We start from the raw sequence: 16,949 nt of genomic DNA on the forward strand, positions 1-16,949 counted from the left end.
AACCAGATGAGCGAGACCGCTTCATCAGGCGCTGGAATTGCCCCGTCCCGGCAGCTTGTTGCCGGGCTGGTGCTTGCGCTTGCCAATTTCATGGTCATTCTCGACCTGACCATCGCCAACGTCTCGATTCCGCACGTCGCGGGCAATCTCGGCATCACGCTTGAACAAGGCGCATGGATTATCACCTCCTACGCAGTCGCCGAGGCGATCTGCGTCCCCTTGACCGGATGGATCGCCGGTCGCTTCGGATCGGTACGCACCTTCCTGTTCAGCATGGTCGGGTTCGGGATCTGCTCATTCCTGTGCGGGATCTCGGTAACGATGGGTATGCTGGTTGCCAGTCGGATCGGTCAGGGGATCTTTGGTGCCTTCCTGATGCCCATGTCGCAAACGCTGCTTCTCAACGTGTTCCCGCCGGAAAAGCGCAACATGGCAATGGGTCTCTGGGCCATCACTCTGCTGATGGGGCCTGCGGTCGGCCCGATGATTGGCGGCTATCTAACCGACAACTACTCCTGGCACTGGATATTCCTGATCAACGTGCCCGTCGCCATCCTGTGCATCGTGGTTGGTTTCGCGCTGCTCAGGCCGATCGAGACCGAGCGGCAGATCCTGCCGATCGACTTTGTCGGCCTTGCCTTGCTGGTACTTTGGGTCGGCTGCCTCCAGATCTTGCTTGACCTTGGCCGTAACCACGACTGGTTCGCCGACCCGATGATCGTGGCGCTGACGATCACCTCTGCTGTGGGTTTTATCGTTTTCATTATCTGGGAGTTGGGCGAGGATCACCCGATCGTCGATTTGCGAGTTCTGCGGCACCGTGGCTTCAGCGTCAGCCTGACTGTTCTGTCGCTCGCATTTGCCGGATACTTCGCGGGGTTTGTCGTTGTCCCCCAGTGGCAGCAAGCCTGGCTCGGATTTCCTGCGACCGCTGCCGGTTTGTCCTCTTCGTTTTCAGCAATGGGCGGACTTATCACCGCGCCGCTGGTAGCCTTTTTGATGAGCCGCCTCGACCCGCGCCTTCTCGTTTCAGGCGGCGTTGCCTGGATCGCAGCGATGGCCCTCCTGCGCACAACCTGGACGACAGATTCGGACTTCTGGACCCTCAGCATCCCGCAGTTCGTTCAGGGACTGGGCGTCACCTTCATGATGCTCCCGCTCATGACCCTGACGCTCAACACGGTCGACGAGAACGAGGTGGCATCGGCCGCCGGCCTGCAAAGCTTCATGCGAACCATCGCCACCGCCGTGGCGACCTCAATCACACTTTCCTACTGGGGTGATACCCAACGCCTAGCGCGTAACGACGCGGTCGCAGTCCTGCAGCCGGAAGCGGCACAGGCAAGCCTTGCGGGACTCGGCTTCCCACCAGACCAGGTACGGCAGATGCTCAGCAATATGGTCGACCTCGAAGCGACAACCATGGCGCTCATCCATACCTTCTGGGCGACCACCGCCATCCTCATCTTTGCCGCGTGTCTCATCTGGCTTGCCCCGCGACCCGCGAAGATTGGCGGGATGCCGATGGGGCATTGACGCGCCGCCATTCATGAGCGCTGGTTCATCCAATAGCAGCATTCGCCCCGCCTCAGGCGGGGCGAGAGAGGTAGAGGAGGCGTGTAGCGGGTGACGGGCTGAAGGAGCGGAAGAGACTTTCCCTCCGCCCGCCATGGAGACCCGCCATGTCCCGATCCCACCCCGCGACGCCGCGGGCCGACGTCTATTCGCGCATCACCACCGAGATTGTCTCCGCCATCGAAGTCGGTGTCGGCGATTGGCGCATGCCCTGGCACCATGACGGCGCTGCCACGACCAGGCCGCAGAACGTCACCTCTCGCCGGCGCTATCGCGGTGTCAACGTGCTCGCGCTCTGGATCGCCGCGGAGGCCAGCAGCTATTCCAGTGGTCTTTGGGGGACCTATCGCCAGTGGGCAGCGCTCGGCGCACAGGTCCGCAAGGGTGAACGCGGAACTACCGTCGTGTTCTGGAAGCAGACCGCATCACGCGCCGACGATGATCATTACGACGGCGAAGCCGGCCCCGGCCGCATGTTCGCCCGGGCCTTCACCGTGTTCAACCTCGCACAGGTCGAGGGCTATGAGCCCGCTCCTGTCGCGGTATTGCCCGAGAGCGAGCGGTTCGAAAATGCCGAGGCATTCGTGGCGGCTCTGAAGATTCCGATCACCGAAGGCGCCTACGATGCGCACTACCGGATCGATCTCGATCACATCTTCATGCCGACCTTTTCCGCGTTTCGGGATGCATCGGCGCAGATGGGCACCCTTCTGCACGAAGCCGGCCACGCTACGGGCGCAAAGCACAGGCTCGACCGCAATTTTGCCGATCGGTTCAAGCGCGACAGCCTGGCGATCGAGGAGATCTGCGCCGAACTGACAGCATCGTTCGTGCTCGCCGACCTCGGGATCGCCCACCATCCGCGCGCCGATCATGCGGCATACGTGGCATCGTGGTTGCGTGTGCTGAAGAACGATCCTCGCGCCATCTTCACCGCTGCCAGCAAGGCGCAGGCCGCCGCCGACTGGATGCATGCCCAGCAACCTCAGACCCAGGAAATCGCTGCATGACGTGCGTCCGGAAAATTAGCGCTCGAAGTCAGATTAGGGCTGGACTGTCAGGATATGTCGCCTCGCTGTGTCAGGCCACCCTCTGCGCCGAATACGGGCTCCCCAATGAACTCCACGACAGCCACGCCTCCTACATCCACCACTGGATGAAGATCCTGCGCGGGGACAAGACCGCGATCCTTCACGCGGCGGCCAAGGCCGAGCAGGCGGTGAAGTGGCTCCGTCGGTTCGATCCCGCGCTGAGTTCGACTTTGGCGGACGAACTCAAGGAGGCGGCCTGACGGCGACCGGAAAGCCGGGGCACTTGCGGACCCTCGCAGCGCGAGCGGGAAGGGGAGGGGGTGGGAGCCCGATGCGCCAGGGGGCGCAAAGGGAGATTTCACCGATGAACTACGATCTCGACTTCCGCTATCGCCGTGCCCTGCAGCCCGACGCGCTCGCGACCATTGCCACCGCTACCCAAGCCGTTGTCGATGCGATGCAGGACGCGCGCAACGCCGGGATCGATCCGGCGCGCGATCCGGCGACCATCCTGCTCGCCCGCCACGTCGGTCGCATCGCATTGGGCCATGCGTCCGATGAAACCTTCGCCGAAGATCTGCCGCTGCGCCGGCAGTGCCTCGCCAAGATCGACGAGCTGAAATCGAAACCCGCGCTCGTCGCGCTCGCTCGCCGCGGCATCGGCTACGATCCCGAAGCCAAGCGCGCCTTCCACCGCGAGGCGCGTTCGGCGCTGCGGGTCGCCGCCCGTCATCTAGGCCTGGAGCCCGACCAGTACGACCTGCGCAGCAACTTTGCGGGGCCCGCCGTCTCGGGTGAGATCACCCTCCATGCCGACGAGATCTTTGTCCAGGTCTCCATTCCCTGCATCCGTCAGGGCCGCGAGGTCATGTTCCGCCGCTGCAAGGGCCGCCAGGACTACTTGGGCGACCGTAACCACTTCTGCGACATCGCAGTCCTTGCCGCGCCGCAGAGCTTCCGCGCCCTCGTCGTTCGCGAGACCGGCCTTTCCATCAATCCGCGCCAACAGGCGCTCGTCTAGGAGAACCGCCATGGGTTGGCTGTTCATGTCACGCGGCGGCATGGCCCCGTTCGCCACGCCGAAGGCCTATCTCGACAACCAGTGCACCTATCTGCCCGACCCTGAAAAGGGCCGGGTGACGGGCCTGCGGGTCCTCAAATCCACTGTCCGTTCGGGCGCTTACTACGCCGCCTGCCAGAGCTACGATCTTGAGGCCCCGCGCGAAACCTTCGCGATCATCTGCCTCGTCAAATGGAACCCCGGTGCGCGCAGCGGCGAGGAGTTCGGCTACAAGGACATGAGCGAAACGATGGGGCCGTACAATTACGACTGTCCGGCCTCGATCCTCAATCTGCTCGGACCACCCGGCAACGAATATGCCGCGCAGTGGCGCGAGCATTGCCGCCAGCGGCTCGCCCTGACCACGCGCCGCAAGCCGGCGCCCGGCGACATGCTGGTGCTGGCCGAGCCGCTGACCTTCACCGATGGGCAGAGCGAGCGCAGCTTTCGGGTGGTCCAATCGGGCCGCAAGACGATCCTGCGCCGGGTGAGCGACGGGGTCGGAGTAAAGATCAGCAAGCTGATGAGCCGGGCCTGGACGATCGTGCCGCCGCCCGTAGCCCCGTCAGCCTCGTGACCCGGCACCCAAGCGAGTAGCGCAATGACCGACCCCCCACCGCAGCGCTCGTCCAAGCGGGCGCGCCTGTGCAGTATCGAGAACGCCAACCGGATCGCCACCCGGGTTGCCGAGCACGTCCAGGGCGACACCGCCGTGGTTAAAACCGGCAATCCGTTGCAGCCCTTCCGTGTGGTGCTGGCCAGCAAGGCGGCGCCGGGGCGCACCGTCTCGCGGGTCGTCACCTGCAACGACGACGAGCCCGATGATCAGTAAGGCACGGGACGGCGCTCGACGAACCACGATTGCCCGAGCTCGAAGTCCGGGCTGGCCGATACCACCGGGCCGTCGGGCGCTTCGCTGACATAGGGCGAAACGAGGTCCTTGCGGCGCACCCGCAGTCGGCTGAGCCAGGCGGCGGTGCGGCCGCGGGCCTTGAGGATCGTCAACAACCAATCCATCGCATCAGCCATCTCGACCACGCCGCGCCCGGCAAGGCAATAATAGATCGCCCGCTGGAAATCGTCGCACTGGGTGCTGAGGATGCCGGCGAGCTTCGCCCGCCCGCCGGGAGCGTTTTCATGGACCAGCGACACTGCCTCGCGCAGTTCCCGGACCGACAGATAGGCGTCATCCACGCCGACCCCGATGCACAGCGCCGCGATCGCCCGGCGCACCGGCGGCAGGTTCTCGTCGCACGACGCATCGCGCAGGCCGATGTCGAGATCGAAATGGTCGAGGTGGCTGGGAGCGGGCTTGGCGTGATCCTTTCCAAAAGAACGTAGCGTGAACGATCAGACCCCGTCAACCGGACAGCGGAGGGGAGGGGGCACACGGCTGAGGATCAATCTTGAAAGGAAGAACCGATGACCCAGCTTGCCCAATCCGCGCCGGTCGCGGCCGACCACACTGCCGAGATCGCCCGGCTCAATGACGCGGCCCGCGCGGGCTCACTGCCAACTTCGCGCACGGTGTTCACGCGTGCGTTGGCCGACATCCTGGCGGGCGACGCCGAAGACCTCGGCACTCGCCAAGCCAGCCTGATGCTGGGCCAGGCTGCGCTGCGCAGGCTAATCAACGAGACCCCGATCGAGCCGGGTAACGACCCTCACGGCGAGCGCGATTTTGGTGCGGTCGAGTTCCAGGGGCACAAGATCTTCTGGAAGATCGACGTCTACCTCAATGACGGGACGTTTTCCTGGGGTTCGGAGACCCCTTGGGACGCGCAGCAGAGCTTCCGCGTGGTGACGATCATGCTGGCAAGCGATTGGTGATCCAATGAGCCGGTATTCGTTGAGGCCGCTGCCGGAACGCTCGGACCTCTTCGAGGTCGCGGTCGGGTGGGATCCCGGGCCGGGGACTGTCAACCGGCGCGCAAATTTGACCCCCTATCGGCGTCCAAAATTGACCCCAGCTGATTGTTGTTTTGGCGGTTATCCCGGTAGTCCATAGGAGGGCCCCGCGGACGACGACGCGCGCCGTCAGGAGCGCTGGCGGCGGCGTCCGTGGGAGGTACCTGTGGACCCACCGGGTTAACCGCCGGGGATGGGGGTCCGGGGGAAGGGGTTCAGCTGCGGTGTTTGAACCGCCAGCTGTCGTTGCCCGTCTCGATAATATCGCAATGGTGGGTAATGCGATCGAGCAGCGCCGTCGTCATTTTGGCATCGTGGAACACGCTCGGCCATTCGCCGAACGCCAGGTTGGTGGTGATGATCACCGAGGTCTTTTCGTAGAGCTTGCTGATCAGGTGGAACAGCATCTGGCCGCCTGATCGGGCGAACGGCAGATATCCCAGCTCATCAAGCACGACGAGGTCGAGCCGGGCTAGTTGCGCTGCAAGGCTGCCTGCCTTGGCCTGACGGGCCTCTTCCTCGAGCCGATTGACCAGATCGACGGTGTTAAAGAACCGCCCTCGTGCCCCGGCACGGACCACGGCGGCAGCGATGGCAAGGGCCAGGTGCGTCTTGCCGGTGCCGGTGCCGCCGACCAGCACGATATTACGCTGTTCAGGCAGGAACGATCCGGCGTGTAGAGAACGAACCAGCCCTTCATTGATCGGTGTATCGTCGAACACGAAGCCATCCAGATCCTTGATCGCAGGCAGGCGGGCTGCGGTCATGCGGTAACGGATCGACGCTGCTTCGCGGTGTGCAACTTCAGCATGCAGGAGGTCGCCCAACATCTCCATCACGGAGCGGTCGCGGCGGATGCCATGGGTGACCGCATCGTCGAAGGCTGCGACCATGCCCTTCAAGCCCAGCCCCTTCAGGGCGCTGATCATCTCATGCCGCTGCATCAAGGCCTCGCACCGTGTCGTAGCGCGCGCAGTCGGCAATGGGCGGATGCTTGAGCTTGAGGTCCACCACGACGTCGATGGGCTGCGCTACCTGCGGTTCGCGTCGGCGCGACAGGATATTGAGGACCACTTCGTCGTTGACCGCGCCTGCCGCCAAGGCTTCGCGTATCGCGCCCTCAACCGCGGCAAGGCCATCGTCGATCACGGCAGCCAGTACCCGCACAAAGCGCCGGTCGGCATCGTCGCTCCTGCCTAGCTTGCGACGCAGCTGTGCCAGTGCAGGCGGCAGCTCCCAGTCATGGAACGGCGCGCCGTTGCGCCAGGCGCCGGGCTTGCGCGCGAGCACTGGCAGATAATGCCAGGGATCCAGCACGGTCTGGTTGCGTCCGAACATGCGGGCATGCTCAGCGACCACCTTGCCGGCATGGCGGATCACGATCCGGTCGGCATAGGCGCGTACCTGCACCACCTGCCGAGCGGCACTGGCCATGACCGAGTAGCGGTTGCGATCGAAGCTGACGAGGCAGGTCGCGGTGGCAACATGTTCGCTCTCGAAGAACCCGTCGAACGGCACGGGCAGTGGCTGCAACATGGCGCGCTCCCTCTCCAGGGCCGCAGCGATGGTCGTGTCTTCCAGGTCCGGGTGGGCATAGCGCTCGGCCCAGCGCCGGCACTCGGCCTCCAGCCAGGCGTTCAACTCCTCGATAGTGGCAAAGCGCAGGCGAGGCTTGAACAGTCGCTCCCTGCCAGTCTGGACCTGGTTCTCGACCTGGCCCTTCTCCCACCCCGCCGCCGGACTGCAGGCCACAGGCTCCACGCCGTAGTGGTCGGTCATGATCAGGAACCGTCGGTTGAACATGCGCTCCTTGCCGGTGAACACGGTCGTCACCGCGGTCTTCATGTTGTCGTAGATGCCCCGGGTGGGCACACCGCCGAAGAAGGCAAAGCCGCGCACATGGGCATCGAACACCATCTCCTGCGTCTCGCGCGGATAGGCCCGTACGAACGGTGCGCGCGACCAGCACAGCCGCATATGGGCCACCTTCACCCGCATCGGCTTGCCTGCAATCTCGACGTCCTCGTGGCTCCAGTCGAACTGGTAGGCCTCGCCGGGGCGGAACAGCAGCGGGATGAACACCTTACTCATGTCCCCGGCATCCACCCGGCGTTCCCGCTTCCAGCGCGCCGCATACCGCCGGACCGCATCATAGGAACCGGTGAAGCCCTCCCGCTCCAGCAGATCGTGAAGCCGGGTCAACCGTAGCCGATCACGGCGGGGCCGTTCCTCGTTCTGTTCCAGTAACTCATCCAGGCGCTCCCGGAACGGGCCGGTCTGCGGACGTGGCTGCTCTCGCCGCTCATAACTGAACTGCGCCTCGGGTGCCCGGATCGCCTTGCGCACCGTATTGCGCGACAAATGCATATCCCGCGCGATCGCCTTGATCGGTTTACCCTGCCTCGCTTCTCGTCGGATCTTCGCCGTCGTCTCCACAATCAACATCCCCATCCCCCACCGCTTGGAAATCCCAAACGGCGGTGCCTCACACCCAGGAATGAAGGGGTCAATTTTAGACGCCGATCACCCCGCTATGGGGGTCAATTTTGCACGCCGCTCCACAGCCGATACCGCGATAGCGCGGCGGATTGGCAAGTTCGGGGCGGTTCCACGGCGCGTTTTCAACATATTCGACATAAACCAGGTCCTTTCCTTTTTGGCTCTCAACCCGGCAACGATGCGTTGTGATGTCCACGATCATCATGCCCTGGGTGGTTCCGTTGCACACGATGCTGAAGCCGGGATGCGCCAACATGCCCTGCAAAGCCTGGGTCTTCTGACGCCAGTTCCAATGCCGACTTTGCGGCCAATGCACCCGCTCGACACCGGCGCGGTGCAGTTTCTGGATCGCTTTGAAGAGCTCCGGGATCCATTCGGCTTCCCAGTCACCCAGCTGCTTTTCGGTTATCGCATCCCAGAGCTCGGCTTCTTCAGGCTTGCCGCTTGTCGCGTTCAAGAGTGCGATCGGACTGATCGCGGCGGTCATAGCATCATGACTTCCGCTTTTTCTTTGCTCTTTTCGTCTTCGAAAAACAGCTTGTCGCCCTTTTCAACACGAGCTTCAACAAGCTGATAGAGCCGTAATGCCTGACGCAGCACAGCCGTCTTGCTCAAATCCTTCTTGTCGCAAAGGCCTTCGAGTGCGTGCATTTCCGCATCCGTAAGGTTGAGCGTCATCGTCTTCTTGGCAGCCATTACGCCTCCTTCAGCGGGAGTAGGGCTACACAACACCTGCGCAAATGTCAATCAAAAAATAGCCCTTGACTAGCTAAAAACTAGCTATCATATCCACGCCATCCGGCGATCAATCTCAAGCCGGGTTAAATCGCAGGCTTGAACAAGGGAATCGATCTCATGGCCAAGAACACAGGAAATGACTTCCGTCGCGGCGCTGTTACCGCTCGCACACAATTTCAGCGGACCGACGGCAACTATCAGAAACGGAACGAGCGCACCGGACACTTCATGGAGGTGAAGCAGGACGGCAAGCCGTTCAAAGGCGTCGCCCGTGAACCCGACGGGCGCGATAGCCCGAATTCCTGATGAACCGACGATTCATCCCCATTCCGGCCAAAGTGCTTTGGAGCCTTGGTCCGATTCCGAAGCCGCAACACCCAACCCTTGCATTGGATTCAAAACATGTCTGAAAAGCCGGAAAAGACCGTCACCATCATCGTCAACCAAGACGACCACGAAGTGGTCAAGACGAAAATCTCATATGACGAGGTCGTCGCCTACTACCTTCAGGACGGCGGCGCCTCTTCAACCGAGTATCTCATCAAATATTCACGCGGCCACTCCGCTAACATCAGCGGCACCCTCGCACCAGGTCAGGAGGTAATGGTTAAAGATGGAATGCGCTTCAGAGTTTCAGGAACTGGCGAGTCATAATCCTTTCATCCGGGACTTGGTGGAACAGGGCTATCACCTCGACTTCGTCAACGCCTATTTCGTCATCTACGGGTTACCGTGCCTCAACAGCGCCGGTGAGCTCGAATATGGCGATTGGGCAAGTCCAGTCGATCTGAATAACTGGGTCATCGATGCCCCAAGCGACCATCAGGCCTGGTTCAAGGGATGCCGTCCGCACGATCAGAACGGGCGGGCGCTGCGATTGGGCGGTGGCGCGGCTACCGTCCAGGTGGCTGACGGCTTTGTTTGCAACCATTCCTTTTCGTTCAAATTGCTCGAGTCTGGCGCAATGCGCCCATATCGGTCGTTCGAAGAAAAGGTGCGCACTTATCTCGATGTGATCGTTGCACCCGCGATGGCAGCTTTCCCCGATGCTAGTCCGCTTCGGGGCATAGAAATCAAAGCCGCGGCGCAGAACAGTCCGTTGCGCATTCCAGACTCAATGTCGTCACGCTACCACCTCAACGACGTGGCTTCGCGGTTGAGGGGCATAAAGGTAGCAATCATTGGCCTCGGCGGCACAGGAGCTTACATCCTCGATTTCATCGCCCGCACGCATCTCGAAAAGATCGGGCTTTTCGACGACGATAAGGTTCATATTCACACGCTCTTTAGAATCCCCGGCTTCATCCATCGGGCGGTCGGGATGAAGAAGGTTGACGCGCTGGCGCAACATTATGCCAATTGGCATTGTGGCATCGTTCCGATCCCGGAGCGCATCACCTCCGAGAATATCGAGAGCCTGCGTGAGTTCGATTTTGTCTTTGTGTCGATTGACGACGGGCCGTCGCGGCTCGCCATCGTCGACTGGTTGAGTGCAAATGCCATTCCCTTCGTTGATTGTGGCATGGGCCTCAATCGCTCGCTCATTGGGTTGAATGGCGTCGTTCGGATTACCGGAGCGGATCGCGCTGCATTTGAGCAATCGGTAAATACGCCCTATCTGCCAACGACGAATCCAGAAAATGGAGAGTATCGGAAGCAGGCGCAAGTCGCCGAACTCAATGCGCTCAACGCGATATTCGCCGTGATCCGGTTCAAGCAGCATTTTGAGTTTTATGACCGATTAAGCGATGCCATCGCCTACACTTTTGAAACGGCATCTTTTGATCTTGATCGCTTTGGGGGGTTAGAATGAAGTTTGCCTATCAAGCGGTAGATCGGATCCCTAAGCAGCTGGAGCCTGAAACTGTCTATCACAGCGAGGAATTCGAGCTCGCCGGACTTCTCTGTGCTTGCGGCTGCGGCCATCGGATCACGCTTCTCGTTCCCGATAGCCACCAAGTCTATTGCGACGACGGGTTTGCCACGATCCGCCCTTCCATCGCAGTGTGCGATGGTCCCTGCAAATCTCATTATGTCATCTCAGCCGGACAGGTCGAATGGCTGGATGCATTTAGCACCGAAGCGGCGAAATCGCTCATGCAGAAGCAGATTTTGCGCCATGTCGCCAACGACGCCAAGCCAAAATCCTGGATTGCCCGTCTGTGGAAGGCAGCACTGGCATTGGCTGATCAAATTAAATCGATCTTTGGAAGGTAGAATCCGTATTACACTCATCGTTGTCATTGAACGTCCTAGTCTCTGGTTCTTCGGTCATAGCGTTGTCTGAAAACACCGCTTGAGCGGTCCTGGACACCTCTGCGGGCAGCGCCCGCAGCTTCGGCCTGACGGCCGGGAGGGAAGGGGGGTGGGAAGAGAGTGATCGAACAAGGGGTTCGGTCGCAATCGATCCATCCAGGAGAACGTCCATGAACATCGGTGAAATCCGCAAGAACGCCAACGGCCAGCTGATCGGCTCTGTCGAAACGCTCACCATCACCCGCACCATCGGCCTGCGGCCGGTGACCTCCAGCAACCCCCGCGCCCCTCGCTACGAGATCGTCGCGCTCAACGACCAGCGCCGCTGGGTGATCGTCGGCGCGCTCTTCGAGCTCTCCTCGAACGCGACCGGCGAGAGCTTCTACCAGGGCAAGATCGACGACCCGTCGATGGCGCAGCCGCTCTACATCGCCGCTTTTCCGCGCGAGGACGGCACCATGGCGATCGCCTGGCAGCGTCCGCGCCGCCGTGACAACCGCCTCGGCACCGCCGAATACGGTGAGAGCGACATGTTCCCGGCCGACGACGCTGGCGGCGACCGCCGCGAGGAACAGGCCGGTGACGGTCTGGGCGACAGCACCGCGACCCCGCCCGCCAAGCGCGGACGGGTGGGTGCCAAGGACGGCATCGAACACGATGGCGCGCTGCCGCCCCTCGTCGACGCCTGATCGGCAATCCCAACTCCAACCAGCGGGGACCCCAAGCGGGTCCCCGTCTCTGTGCAAAGGCCGCGGATGAGCCCCCCGCGCGGCCTGAGGCGGAACGCCGGCACTGCCCCCCGCCCGGCGTTCCGCCTCTTCTTTTGCATGGGGATATCCGGAGAACCAAAATGCTGACCGACAGCGAACGCTTTGCCTTCACCACCCGGCGCCATCACGCCTTTGCCAGTACCGGCAATGCCTATGACGCCGTCCAGTGCGACGAGGCCATCCGCACCGGCGACACGCTGGTCGTGCTTGCCGAGCAGGTGGTCGGCGTCGCCATGACCTGGCCGTTCGCCGTAACGCAGACGCACGGGCATCTTCATGCCCTGTCCGCGCCGCGCGAGGGCGAGACGCTCGCGGATCTTGCCTGCATGCTCCACGTCAGCGCGGCCGACTTCGAACACGCCGCCGAGATCGCCCGGCGTTTCGGATTTCCGCTCGACCCGCAGATCGAGGCGCTGCTGGCTAGTACGGCGGGCTGAGCAGGCGCGCTTCAGAGCGGCAGGCTGGACTGTTCCGGTGACGGCGCACTGACCGGCGCATCGACCGCATCGGCAATCACCCGCGCGAGTTCGAGCGCGGCATCTTCGCGCAGGCAGGAGCTTGGGGCCGTGATCCCGACCCGCGCCCAGCCCGGGGCGTCCAGGATCGCATGAGCGACAGCAGGCGTATCGATTCGTTCCATGCCGACAAAAGAACATAGAGGGAACACATTTGCAAGATGGCTGGTGTCGCTGCTCCTCCCGATTGACAGGGCAGGGCGGTCCGCAAAGCATCCGGGCATGTGCAACTTGTACCGCATGACTAAGGCCCCAGCGGAAGTGGCCCGGCTGTTCGGCGCGCGCCGTGGCGCGGGCGCGAACTTCGCCGCCGAGGTCTACCCGGGCTATCCCGGCCTCGTCGTTGCCGACGGCGAGACGCGGGTGATGACCTGGGGCTTCCCGCTCGTCCTCAAAGGCAAGAACGGTCAACCGCTGAAGCCAAAGCCCGTCAACAACGCGCGCGCGGACAAGCTCGGGACTTCGCTCTGGCGGCCCAGCTTCGAGCGCCGCCGCTGCCTGATCCCCGTCACCGCCTGGGCCGAGGCCGAGGGCATCAAGGGCCAGATGACCCGGACCTGGTATTCGCTGGCGGGCGAAGAGGTCTTTGCCGTCGCAGGCCTTTGGCGCCCGACCGAGGAATGGGGCGCGGCCTATTCGATGGTCATGGTCGACGGCTGCGCGCAGATGGCCGACGTACACGACCGCATGCCCGTCGTCCTCGCCCGAGAAAACTGGGAGCAGTGGCTCGCGGGCACACCTGCTGAAGCCTTCGCGCTTTGCCAGACCTGTTCCAGTGAACTCGCCGTCGATCGCACAGCCGAGCGCTGGGGGGCAGGGAGGTCCGCGGCGACATCAGGCTGAGGGGAGGGGGGCTTCGCCGGTCGGATCAGACCCAAGCGAAAGGACCAAGCCCATGGGCGACCGAGCCCCCGTCCACATCACCATCGGCGGCGCACTGCCGCGCGAACATCTCGAAGCCTTCGCCGCGCACGCGGCCGACTACGACCTGCGCACCGAGTGGGACGGCGAACCGTTCGATCCTGCGGCACTGCCCGGCGGCGAGCCGCTCGAGCTCTATGGCAGCGAGCTTAATGGCGGACAAATCCCCGAGATCGACGCCTTCTGCGCGAAGCACGGCTTGCCGTTCCGCCGCTGGTCGGGCGGGTGCCTTGGCGCCTATCTCCCCGAAATCGTCCTGTTCGACGGGCACGGCCCGATGCGCGACTACACCGCGAGCGAGGACGAGTACGTCCTCTTCCCGCCGTCGTGGATCAACAGCTTCACCCGGCTGCGCGATCTCAAGCGCGAGATGGCCCGCGCCGAGCTGGCGATCCCGGCCTTTATAGTCACCGGAGGTGCGAGCGATGACCGCGACTGACGAAGCCATGCTGGCCTCCTCGCGCGAGGCAGTGCTCGCCCGCTTCCCGCTATCGCGGGTGAGCGAGGCCTTCTTCGACGACATGCTCGGTGTCCTGCCGCCGGCGCACCTTGCCGGTGTGCCGGGTTTCTTCGTCACCGAGGCGGTGTGTGACGACGTCCACGCCCAGTTCGTTCCTGCCGGCGGTCGCTTCTACGGCGCCTATGTCGGGCTGAGGGATCGAGAGGGCCTCATCACCCATGCGCGCATCGCCGAGTTCGAGGCAGCGCATCCGGACACGGTGGAACTCGCCTGGTATCCCGATAGCCCAGAGGGCGCCGCGTCATGAGCCGGCACCGGATCCTCGAACTCGGTGCCGGTCCCGCCGATGAGCCCTGCGCGCAGCTCGGGCAATGCGCGGACTTTGCCGCGGCGAACACGCTCGAACTACTCGCCTACAAGGCCGCGATCATTGCCCTCAACGGCGAGCCGCCGCTGCCGCTCGGCTTCGCCCTTATAGCCAATGCCCATGATTTCGGGACATACCGGACGCTCTGGCTGGTCTCGGCAGACCTGCCTCTACCCGAAGACGCGCAGGCCTGGCTCGACGACCTGGTGGAACCGGCCACCTGGATCGCGGCGGGCTTTCCGCAGCCCGTGACCTACGAGGGTTCACGCGCGGTGCTGCGGCCGTTCCGCGAGGTTATCGCCGCCGCGCTCCAGATCACCCGGGCGAGCGCCGACGGCAGCTTCTTTCCCGCTGAGAACGCGGTGCTCCACCGCAACCTGCTGGCCGCCTACGGCCCTGCCACTCTAGTTGCCGCCGACAGCGGGTAAGGGGAGGGGGCTTGAGGCTGGGCGTTCCTTTAAGGAGTTCAAGCCCATGCCTCGCTTCTATGCCGGGATCGGTGCGCGCGCGACGCCGCCCGAAGTGCTCCACCTGATGACCCGCGCTGCCTTCGCGCTCACCAAGCGCGGCTATGTCCTGCGCTCGGGCCACGCGATCGGCGCCGACAGTGCGTTCGAACGCGGGGCTGGCCGCAATGCGCAGATCTTCCTGCCGACGGCGGGCTGGCGCGGCTCGGCAAGCGCGTTCCATCCCGATACGCTTGGGGCCGAGCTCTGGGGGAGGGCGCGCTTGATCGCTGCCGCGCACCACCTGGCTTTTGCCGGGCTCTCGGCTTTCGTCCAGGCGCTCCACACCCGCAATGTGTTCCAGGTGCTGGGGACCGGGCTCGATAGCCCGGCGGAATTCGTGCTGTGCTGGACCGCCGACGGCGAGGCCTCGGGCGGCACCGGCCAGGCGCTGCGCATCGCCGCCAGCCACGGCGTCCCCGTCTTCAACCTCCAGAGGCCGCGCGAACGCTCGCACGTCGAGCGCCACCTCGTGCTCTGACCCGTTCAATTCCGCCCGTGTCCGCCGTTCTATCTCTTGCCTTGGCAACGGGACGCATCGGCGCGCGTCAACACGAAAGTCCCCGCCATGTCCTCGATCACGCTCACACTCGAACTTGCCTGCACCCGCGAGGAAGCCGCGCGCTTTGCCGCGGTCGAACTGTTCCTCGCCGAGGTGGCTGAGAACGCCGAGGCCGAGCCGCCCACCGAACTCGACACGATCTTCGGCGCTCGGCCACGCGAGACGATCCTCGGCCTTGCCGGGCACCCGCAACCCCTCGGGATCACCTGCCGGTACGATCGGGACAAAGGCGTGATGACACTGGCCGCGATCGACGGCACACCCAACCTCGCCGCGCTGCCGGTGCTGCTGCTCTGGCTCTATCCCGACAAGCTGCCCATCGCCTACTCGGTCCACGTGACCGAGCGGCCCGAGTTGCCGGTCTGGACCATCGTCGGCCTCAATTGCATCGAGATCACCCAGCACGAGCGCGAAGTCGCGGCGCGGCTCGAAGCTTTGCGGGCGGACCACGACACGCCCCGGCGTCTCGATCTGCTGCCGACGAAGCCGCTGCCCGGCACAGGCGACTGGGCCCGCTCAGGCCGCCTGTTGCCCGTCCCAGCTTCGCCGCGGCGCCCGGCTGACGCGGGCCGGGAGCGGCTCGCCTTCCTTCCACAGCAGGTGCGCTACGCCTTGCCCGGCGAGCAGCGCTTCCAGCGGCTCTGCGACCTCATTGTCGCGGTCGTGGATGTGGATGGCGATCGCTTCCTCGCCGGTGTCCTTGAGCACCAGGCTGGCGATCGGAGTGTCGGCATCGAGATTGACGCGCAGGCCCTTCACGAACCGCCGCTTTTCCGCGACTGCCTTTCCGACGAGATAGCGTTCGTCGCTGGTCTCATAGGGCAGCCATTCCGCCGTCACCGGCATGAGCGCGACCTCGATGAGATCGAAGGTGCCCTCGCGGCGCCGCGCGAACGAGCCGGCAAGAACCAGGTGGCCGCTTTTGCCGTTCGGACTGTCCTGCGCCTGCCACAACGCGAGTTCGCCCGCGAACCGCTTGTGGAAGCGCCGCGCCATGTCCTGGTCCATCACGAACGGCATGTCGCCGACATGGCGCAGGACGATCTTTTCCGCGCCGTGCGCGGCCACGATCTCCTTGATCTCGCCCACCACCACCATCATTTCATCGCGTGAGGCATAGACCCGGGCAAGCGCCGCGCGGCGGCGGACCCGGATTTCCTCTTTCTCCTCGACTTTGAAGCTCTCGGGCACGAATAGGACGTGGGGCAGGGCTTCCTGCTTGGCGCGGCAGCTGGCCGCCGCCTCGAGCAGCGCGCGGCGCACCACGAACCAGGTCCGCTTGCCCGCCATCTTCGGATGCCAGTGGGTGAGTTCGGCACGGTCCCAGAGGACGTGCAGCAGCCCGCGCATCGAGAGCTTCTGACCTGTTGATTTCACCGTCGGCTTGTCGTTGGTCAGCGCCGCGGGCGCGAGCCGGGCGGCCCCGCGCGAAAGCGGGAAGCCGAGCTTCAAGCTGGTCTCGCCGCTTGTCTCATCGTCACGCACGGCGCTGCCACTTACCTGGCCCATGCCGGTGAGGTAATCGGGCGCATCGTAGTGATCGCAGGCGGTCGCATGGCGCGCGCCCGAGCCCGGCCAGCGCGCGAGCACGTAGCCATTCTGCCGGTGCGAAATGTAGAGGGGGAGTTCGCTTCCCTTGCGGCATTCGCAATGGACCGGGCTTTTGCGCTCGTAGGCTTCGCGCAGCACGTGCTGAAGTTCATCGCCTTCGACCACGCTGCGGCCGAGCACACGGTATCGCTGGATCATTGGGGTATCTCCAATTTCTCGCGATCGACGCT

The 16,949-nt window shown here is 63.8% G+C and carries 25 protein-coding genes; 18 read left to right on the top strand and 7 right to left on the bottom strand.

Features of this window, described 5'->3' with window-relative positions; genetic code table 11:
• The first annotated feature begins 6 nt into the window (after positions 1-6).
• From AC3WLM_RS21195 to AC3WLM_RS21220, 6 genes are all read left to right on the top strand, one after another.
• Positions 7-1,536, top strand: a complete 1,530-nt coding sequence (locus tag AC3WLM_RS21195) for a DHA2 family efflux MFS transporter permease subunit (RefSeq protein ID WP_492478677.1) — start codon at positions 7-9, stop codon at positions 1,534-1,536.
• Positions 1,537-1,682: 146 nt separating this feature from the next.
• A complete protein-coding gene (locus tag AC3WLM_RS21200) occupies positions 1,683-2,585 on the top strand; it encodes an ArdC family protein (RefSeq protein WP_492478678.1) in 903 nt (300 codons plus the stop codon).
• Positions 2,582-2,866 carry a zincin-like metallopeptidase domain-containing protein gene (locus AC3WLM_RS21205; protein WP_492478679.1) on the top strand — a complete coding sequence of 95 codons (285 nt, stop codon included), beginning with the start codon at positions 2,582-2,584 and terminating at the stop codon, positions 2,864-2,866. Before AC3WLM_RS21200 ends, AC3WLM_RS21205 begins: the two co-directional genes overlap by 4 nt.
• A 104-nt stretch (positions 2,867-2,970) precedes the next feature.
• Entirely contained in the window at positions 2,971-3,627 is a 657-nt protein-coding gene (locus AC3WLM_RS21210) for a hypothetical protein (RefSeq protein WP_492478680.1), read from the top strand.
• Between the two features lie 10 nt (positions 3,628-3,637).
• Positions 3,638-4,243: a DUF6927 domain-containing protein gene (locus AC3WLM_RS21215; RefSeq protein ID WP_492478681.1), complete on the top strand. Its 606-nt coding sequence runs from the start codon at positions 3,638-3,640 to the stop codon at positions 4,241-4,243.
• A 24-nt stretch (positions 4,244-4,267) separates the two neighbouring features.
• Complete coding sequence (locus AC3WLM_RS21220) at positions 4,268-4,498, top strand: hypothetical protein (protein ID WP_492478682.1); 231 nt, start codon at positions 4,268-4,270, stop codon at positions 4,496-4,498.
• Here AC3WLM_RS21220 and AC3WLM_RS21225 read toward each other — a convergent pair.
• Complete coding sequence (locus AC3WLM_RS21225) at positions 4,492-4,941, bottom strand: hypothetical protein (RefSeq protein ID WP_492478755.1); 450 nt, start codon at positions 4,939-4,941, stop codon at positions 4,492-4,494. The genes AC3WLM_RS21220 and AC3WLM_RS21225 overlap by 7 nt on opposite strands.
• A 147-nt stretch (positions 4,942-5,088) precedes the next feature.
• Here AC3WLM_RS21225 and AC3WLM_RS21230 point away from each other — a divergent pair, with 147 nt between their 5' ends.
• A complete protein-coding gene (locus AC3WLM_RS21230) occupies positions 5,089-5,496 on the top strand; it encodes a DUF3768 domain-containing protein (RefSeq protein WP_492478683.1) in 408 nt (135 codons plus the stop codon).
• Positions 5,497-5,789: 293 nt separating this feature from the next.
• Here AC3WLM_RS21230 and istB read toward each other — a convergent pair whose 3' ends face one another.
• From istB to AC3WLM_RS21250, 4 genes are all read right to left on the bottom strand, one after another.
• Positions 5,790-6,518 carry an IS21-like element helper ATPase IstB gene (gene istB / locus AC3WLM_RS21235; RefSeq protein WP_492478075.1) on the bottom strand — a complete coding sequence of 243 codons (729 nt, stop codon included), beginning with the start codon at positions 6,516-6,518 and terminating at the stop codon, positions 5,790-5,792.
• Entirely contained in the window at positions 6,505-8,019 is a 1,515-nt protein-coding gene (istA, locus tag AC3WLM_RS21240) for an IS21 family transposase (protein WP_492478074.1), read from the bottom strand. The genes istB and istA overlap by 14 nt, the downstream gene beginning before the upstream one ends.
• Before the next feature lie 67 nt (positions 8,020-8,086).
• On the bottom strand, positions 8,087-8,560 hold the full coding sequence (locus tag AC3WLM_RS21245; RefSeq protein ID WP_492478684.1) for a hypothetical protein: 474 nt from the start codon (positions 8,558-8,560) through the stop codon (positions 8,087-8,089).
• A complete protein-coding gene (locus AC3WLM_RS21250; RefSeq protein ID WP_020818060.1) occupies positions 8,557-8,769 on the bottom strand; it encodes a transcriptional regulator in 213 nt (70 codons plus the stop codon). Before AC3WLM_RS21250 ends, AC3WLM_RS21245 begins: the two co-directional genes overlap by 4 nt.
• 159 nt (positions 8,770-8,928) lie before the next feature.
• Between AC3WLM_RS21250 and AC3WLM_RS21255 the strand changes: the two genes are divergently transcribed.
• From AC3WLM_RS21255 to AC3WLM_RS21280, 6 genes are all read left to right on the top strand, one after another.
• Positions 8,929-9,117, top strand: a complete 189-nt coding sequence (locus AC3WLM_RS21255; protein ID WP_092959994.1) for a hypothetical protein — start codon at positions 8,929-8,931, stop codon at positions 9,115-9,117.
• Positions 9,118-9,213: 96 nt separating this feature from the next.
• A complete protein-coding gene (locus tag AC3WLM_RS21260) occupies positions 9,214-9,465 on the top strand; it encodes a multiubiquitin domain-containing protein (RefSeq protein ID WP_492478685.1) in 252 nt (83 codons plus the stop codon).
• Between the two features lie 19 nt (positions 9,466-9,484).
• Positions 9,485-10,624: a ThiF family adenylyltransferase gene (locus AC3WLM_RS21265; RefSeq protein ID WP_492478686.1), complete on the top strand. Its 1,140-nt coding sequence runs from the start codon at positions 9,485-9,487 to the stop codon at positions 10,622-10,624.
• On the top strand, positions 10,621-11,028 hold the full coding sequence (locus AC3WLM_RS21270; protein ID WP_011608070.1) for a ubiquitination-like system serine protease family protein: 408 nt from the start codon (positions 10,621-10,623) through the stop codon (positions 11,026-11,028). The genes AC3WLM_RS21265 and AC3WLM_RS21270 overlap by 4 nt, the downstream gene beginning before the upstream one ends.
• A 209-nt stretch (positions 11,029-11,237) precedes the next feature.
• Complete coding sequence (locus AC3WLM_RS21275; protein ID WP_492478687.1) at positions 11,238-11,756, top strand: DUF736 domain-containing protein; 519 nt, start codon at positions 11,238-11,240, stop codon at positions 11,754-11,756.
• 161 nt (positions 11,757-11,917) lie between these two features.
• The gene (locus tag AC3WLM_RS21280) at positions 11,918-12,274 is read left to right on the top strand and encodes a hypothetical protein (RefSeq protein ID WP_492478688.1); all 357 of its coding nucleotides are present in this window, start codon (positions 11,918-11,920) and stop codon (positions 12,272-12,274) included.
• A gap of 11 nt (positions 12,275-12,285) precedes the next feature.
• Here the strand turns inward: AC3WLM_RS21280 and AC3WLM_RS21285 are convergent, their stop codons facing one another.
• On the bottom strand, positions 12,286-12,477 hold the full coding sequence (locus tag AC3WLM_RS21285; RefSeq protein ID WP_492478689.1) for a DUF6771 family protein: 192 nt from the start codon (positions 12,475-12,477) through the stop codon (positions 12,286-12,288).
• A gap of 97 nt (positions 12,478-12,574) precedes the next feature.
• Here AC3WLM_RS21285 and AC3WLM_RS21290 point away from each other — a divergent pair, with 97 nt between their 5' ends.
• Genes AC3WLM_RS21290 through AC3WLM_RS21310 form a run of 5 tightly spaced genes read left to right on the top strand, consistent with a single transcriptional unit; the run spans position 12,575 to position 15,087 of the window.
• Positions 12,575-13,195, top strand: a complete 621-nt coding sequence (locus AC3WLM_RS21290) for an SOS response-associated peptidase (protein WP_492478690.1) — start codon at positions 12,575-12,577, stop codon at positions 13,193-13,195.
• A gap of 52 nt (positions 13,196-13,247) precedes the next feature.
• The gene (locus AC3WLM_RS21295; RefSeq protein ID WP_492478691.1) at positions 13,248-13,712 is read left to right on the top strand and encodes a hypothetical protein; all 465 of its coding nucleotides are present in this window, start codon (positions 13,248-13,250) and stop codon (positions 13,710-13,712) included.
• Entirely contained in the window at positions 13,699-14,040 is a 342-nt protein-coding gene (locus tag AC3WLM_RS21300) for a hypothetical protein (RefSeq protein WP_492478692.1), read from the top strand. Before AC3WLM_RS21295 ends, AC3WLM_RS21300 begins: the two co-directional genes overlap by 14 nt.
• Entirely contained in the window at positions 14,037-14,528 is a 492-nt protein-coding gene (locus AC3WLM_RS21305) for a hypothetical protein (protein WP_492478693.1), read from the top strand. The genes AC3WLM_RS21300 and AC3WLM_RS21305 overlap by 4 nt, the downstream gene beginning before the upstream one ends.
• Positions 14,529-14,574: 46 nt before the next feature.
• On the top strand, positions 14,575-15,087 hold the full coding sequence (locus AC3WLM_RS21310; protein WP_492478694.1) for a hypothetical protein: 513 nt from the start codon (positions 14,575-14,577) through the stop codon (positions 15,085-15,087).
• A gap of 597 nt (positions 15,088-15,684) precedes the next feature.
• On the opposite strand, the gene AC3WLM_RS21315 is transcribed toward AC3WLM_RS21310, so the two are convergent.
• Positions 15,685-16,917: a DUF1173 domain-containing protein gene (locus AC3WLM_RS21315; RefSeq protein WP_492478642.1), complete on the bottom strand. Its 1,233-nt coding sequence runs from the start codon at positions 16,915-16,917 to the stop codon at positions 15,685-15,687.
• Positions 16,918-16,949 lie beyond the last annotated feature (32 nt).

The organism is Novosphingobium sp. FW305-C-30-35, from assembly GCF_058783135.1.